The sequence below is a fragment of the Mycobacterium sp. TH-M25 genome, from assembly GCF_057473665.1.
Genome location: NZ_JBYCLA010000601.1, coordinates 1 through 4,350, shown reverse-complemented (window position 1 = coordinate 4,350; position 4,350 = coordinate 1). Strand labels below are relative to the sequence as shown.

The 4,350-nt window shown below is 67.1% G+C and carries 6 protein-coding genes; all 6 read left to right on the top strand.

Annotated elements, in window-relative coordinates; genetic code table 11:
• The coding region (locus AC2VOU_RS20020; protein WP_486958931.1) for an acyl-CoA carboxylase subunit beta at nt 1-1,129 on the top strand (1,129 nt) is incomplete at its 5' end.
• Between the two features lie 79 nt (nt 1,130-1,208).
• Nucleotides 1,209-1,451 carry an acyl-CoA carboxylase subunit epsilon gene (locus AC2VOU_RS20015; protein ID WP_486958930.1) on the top strand — a complete coding sequence of 81 codons (243 nt, stop codon included), beginning with the start codon at nt 1,209-1,211 and terminating at the stop codon, nt 1,449-1,451.
• Nucleotides 1,452-1,500: 49 nt separating this feature from the next.
• Nucleotides 1,501-2,142: a Maf family protein gene (locus AC2VOU_RS20010; RefSeq protein WP_486958929.1), complete on the top strand. Its 642-nt coding sequence runs from the start codon at nt 1,501-1,503 to the stop codon at nt 2,140-2,142.
• A gap of 57 nt (nt 2,143-2,199) precedes the next feature.
• Nucleotides 2,200-3,099 carry a sulfurtransferase gene (locus tag AC2VOU_RS20005; protein WP_486958928.1) on the top strand — a complete coding sequence of 300 codons (900 nt, stop codon included), beginning with the start codon at nt 2,200-2,202 and terminating at the stop codon, nt 3,097-3,099.
• The gene (locus AC2VOU_RS20000; RefSeq protein WP_486958927.1) at nt 3,096-3,521 is read left to right on the top strand and encodes a SufE family protein; all 426 of its coding nucleotides are present in this window, start codon (nt 3,096-3,098) and stop codon (nt 3,519-3,521) included. Before AC2VOU_RS20005 ends, AC2VOU_RS20000 begins: the two co-directional genes overlap by 4 nt.
• A 103-nt stretch (nt 3,522-3,624) precedes the next feature.
• A partial coding sequence (locus tag AC2VOU_RS19995) for a biotin carboxylase N-terminal domain-containing protein (RefSeq protein ID WP_486958926.1) occupies nt 3,625-4,350 on the top strand: 726 nt, incomplete at its 3' end.

Sequence of the window (4,350 nt, the reverse complement as noted above, 5' to 3'; positions counted from 1 at the left end):
CATCTTGGCCTCCGGCGTCATCCCGCAGATCTCGCTGATCATGGGCGCCGCGGCCGGCGGTCACGTCTACTCCCCCGCGCTGACCGACTTCATCGTGATGGTCGACCAGACCAGCCAGATGTTCATCACCGGACCGGACGTGATCAAGACCGTCACCGGCGAAGACGTCACGATGGAGGAACTGGGCGGCGCCCACACCCACATGGCCCGCTCCGGCACCGCGCACTACGTCGCCTCCGGCGAGCAGGACGCCTTCGACTACGTCCGCGACCTGCTCAGCTACCTGCCGCCCAACAACTTCACCGACCCGCCGCACTACCCGGTGCCGGTCCCCGAGGGCGCCATTGAAGAGCACCTCAACGAGGAAGATCTCGAGCTGGACACGCTGATCCCCGATTCGGCCAACCAGCCCTACGATATGCACGAAGTGATCACCCGCATCCTCGACGATGACGAGTTTCTCGAGGTGCAGGCCGGTTACGCGCAGAACATCGTGGTCGGCTTCGGCCGCATCGAGGGCCGGCCGGTCGGGATCGTGGCCAATCAGCCCACCCAGTTCGCAGGCTGCCTGGACATCAACGCCTCGGAGAAAGCCGCCCGCTTCGTGCGGACCTGCGACTGCTTCAACATCCCGATCGTGATGCTCGTCGACGTGCCGGGCTTCCTGCCGGGCACCGGCCAGGAATACAACGGCATCATCCGGCGCGGCGCCAAGCTGCTGTACGCCTACGGCGAGGCCACCGTCCCCAAGATCACCGTCATCACCCGCAAGGCCTACGGCGGCGCCTACTGTGTCATGGGCTCCAAGGACATGGGCTGCGACGTCAACATCGCCTGGCCGACCGCGCAGATCGCGGTCATGGGCGCCTCCGGTGCGGTCGGGTTCGTCTACCGCCAGCAGCTCAAGGAGGCCGCCAAGGAGGGCAAGGACGTCGACGCGCTGCGGCTGCAGCTGCAGCAGGAGTACGAGGACACGCTGGTCAACCCCTACATCGCCGCCGAGCGAGGTTATGTCGACGCGGTCATTCCGCCGTCACACACCCGCGGCTACATCGGTACCGCCCTGCGGCTGCTGGAGCGCAAGATCGCCCAGGTGCCACCGAAGAAGCATGGGAACATTCCGCTGTGAGCGGCGACGAGAACACCGTGAGGCGAACGAGCGGAGCGAACGCAATGCGCGACGGGAGTGAGGCGAACAATTGAGTCCAGTGTCCGACGACAACGCGACGCCGGTGGCCGACCAGCCGCACATCCAGGTGCTCAAGGGCAAACCGACCGACGACGAGGTAGCCGCGCTGATCACCGTGCTGGCCGGGGTCTCTGGTGGCGGCGACGGTCAGGGCGAGCCGGAGTTCTCCCGGTGGGGTCTGCCCGTCGACAAGCTTCGGTACGCGGTGCACAGCTGGCAACGACTGACGCTGGTGCAGCGGACCCACATGCGGGGGCGATGACCAGGACCGCCGATGACGATGCCGGCGCAGCCGGGATCGAGAAGCGGCGATGACAAGATTCGTCCTGGGGTCGGCCTCTGAGGGTCGGCGGCGGGTGCTGCGGCAGGCCGGTGTCGACCCGGCGGTCGTGGTGTCGGGTGTCGACGAAGACGCGATCATCGCCGCACTGGGCCCCGACGCCGTCCCAGCTGCGGTGGTTGGCCGCCTCGCCGAGGCCAAGGCCGCGCACGTTGTCACCTTGATCGATCCCGCCGATGCCGCGGATTGTGTTGTCATTGGCTGTGATTCGATGCTCTACATCGACGGTCGGCTGGTCGGCAAACCTGCGTCGATCGATGCGGCCAGACGCGAGTGGCGGTCGATGGGCGGCCGGTCAGGTCAGCTGCACACCGGGCACTGCCTGGTGCGGCTGATAGACGGCCTGACCACACAAGCATCCGAATCTTTCTTCACGACAGTGTATTTCGCCTCGCCCACGCCCGCAGACCTGGACGCCTACCTGGCCAGCGGCGAATCAATGGACGTGGCAGGGGCTTTCACCCTGGACGGGCTGGGCGGCTGGTTTGTCGACGGAATAGCTGGCGACCCCTCCAACGTCATCGGACTGAGCCTGCCGCACACCCGGGCGCTGCTGGCGCGGGTCGGCGTGTCGATCGCCGACCTGTGGGCGGCCAATCCCGTCACGTCGTGAGTTGTCGCCATGTCAACGCGGCACCGCCCAGGGCTAACCAGCAGGTAGGCTCGCGGTGTGCCGCTATCAGCAGACCCCAACCCCGCGCTGGGCGCCTACGCGCACCCGGAACGGCTGGTAACCGCCGACTGGCTGGCCGGCAACCTGGGCCGGCCCGGACTCGCCATCGTCGAGTCCGATGAGGACGTGCTGCTCTACGACGTCGGCCACATCCCCGGCGCGGTCAAGATCGACTGGCACACCGACCTCAACGACCCGCGGGTGCGCGACTACATCGATGGCAAGCAGTTCGCGGAATTGATGGAGCGCAAAGGCATTTCGCGCGACGACACCGTGGTGATCTACGGCGACAAGAGCAACTGGTGGGCCGCATACGCACTGTGGGTCTTCACCCTGTTCGGCCACCCGGACGTCCGGCTGCTCAACGGCGGCCGCGACCTGTGGATCCGCGACGGGCGCGACACCACGCTGGACGTTCCGAACCGGCCGTCGTCGGGCTACCCCGTCGTGCAACGCAACGACGCCCCGATCCGCGCGTTCAAGGACGATGTGCTGGCCGCTCTGGGCACCGGGCCGCTGATCGACGTACGCTCTCCGGACGAATACACCGGCAAGCGCACCCACATGCCGGATTACCCCGAGGAGGGAGCGTTGCGCGCGGGTCACATCCCCTCGGCGCGGTCGATCCCGTGGGGCCAGGCCGCCGACGACAGTGGCCGCTTCCGCAGCCGCGAGGAATTGGAACGGCTCTACGATTTTCTGGAGCCGGACGACAAGACGATCGTCTACTGCCGCATCGGAGAGCGATCCAGCCATACCTGGTTCGTACTGACCTACCTGCTGGGAATCCCGGACGTCCGCAACTACGACGGCTCGTGGACCGAATGGGGTAACGCCGTGCGCGTGCCGATCGTCGCCGGCGAGCACCCCGGCCCGGTCCCGGTCCCGGTCCGATGACCATGCCCACGCCACTGGCCGAGGTGGTCTCCGAATTCGCCGAAGTTCAAGGCCAAGACAAGCTCAAGCTGCTCCTGGAGTTCGCCGACGAGTTGCCGGCGCTACCCGCCGACCTCGAGGAAGCGGCGATGGAGCCGGTGACCGAGTGCCAATCGCCGCTGTTTTTACGCGTCGACGCCGACGATCCGGGCAGAGTTCGGCTGTACTTCAGCGCGCCCGCTGAAGCTCCCACCACGCGCGGCTTTGCGTCGATCCTGGCCGCCGGACTCGACAAGCAGTCCGCCGCGGACATCCTGGCAGTCCCGGCGGACTTCTACACCGATCTTGGCCTGGCCGAGTTGATCAGCCCACTTCGCCTGCGCGGGATGGCGGGGATGCTGGCCCGAATCAAGCGCCGACTGGATGAAGCGGCGGAGAAGTAGACACCGGTTCTTGTCGCTCACGGCGCGCCGCTTAAGCTTCCCCCGGACCGACTTGTAAGAATTTCTCTTAGACAACACGAAGACGTGCTCATCAGGAGGCGAAGTGCCCAGTCACGCCAGCTCGACGATCTCGAAGGTTCTTGTCGCCAACCGCGGTGAGATCGCGGTGCGGGTGATCCGCGCAGCCAAGGACGCGGGACTGCCCAGCGTGGCGGTGTACGCCGAGCCCGACGCCGACGCCCCGCACGTGAAGCTGGCCGACGAGGCGTTCGCGCTGGGTGGTCAGACCTCGGCAGAGTCCTACCTCGACTTCGGCAAGCTCCTGGAGGCAGCCGAGAAGTCCGGCGCCAATGCGATTCACCCCGGCTACGGCTTCTTGTCGGAGAACGCCGACTTCGCCCAGGCCGTGCTCGACGCCGGTCTGATCTGGATCGGGCCCAGCCCGCAGTCGATTCGCGACCTCGGTGACAAGGTCACCGCGCGCCACATCGCCGCCAAAGCACAGGCGCCGCTGGTACCCGGCACCCCGGACCCGGTCAAGAACGCCGACGAGGTCGTGGCGTTCGCCAAGGAATACGGCGTCCCGGTCGCGATCAAGGCGGCCTTCGGCGGTGGCGGCCGCGGCATGAAGGTGGCCCGCACCATCGAGGAGATCCCGGAGCTGTTCGAGTCGGCCACCCGCGAGGCCGTCGCCGCGTTCGGCCGCGGCGAGTGCTTCGTCGAGCGCTACCTGGACAAGCCGCGCCACGTCGAGGCGCAGGTGATCGCCGACCAGCACGGCAACGTGATCGTCGCCGGCACCCGCGACTGCTCGCTGCAGCGCCGCTTC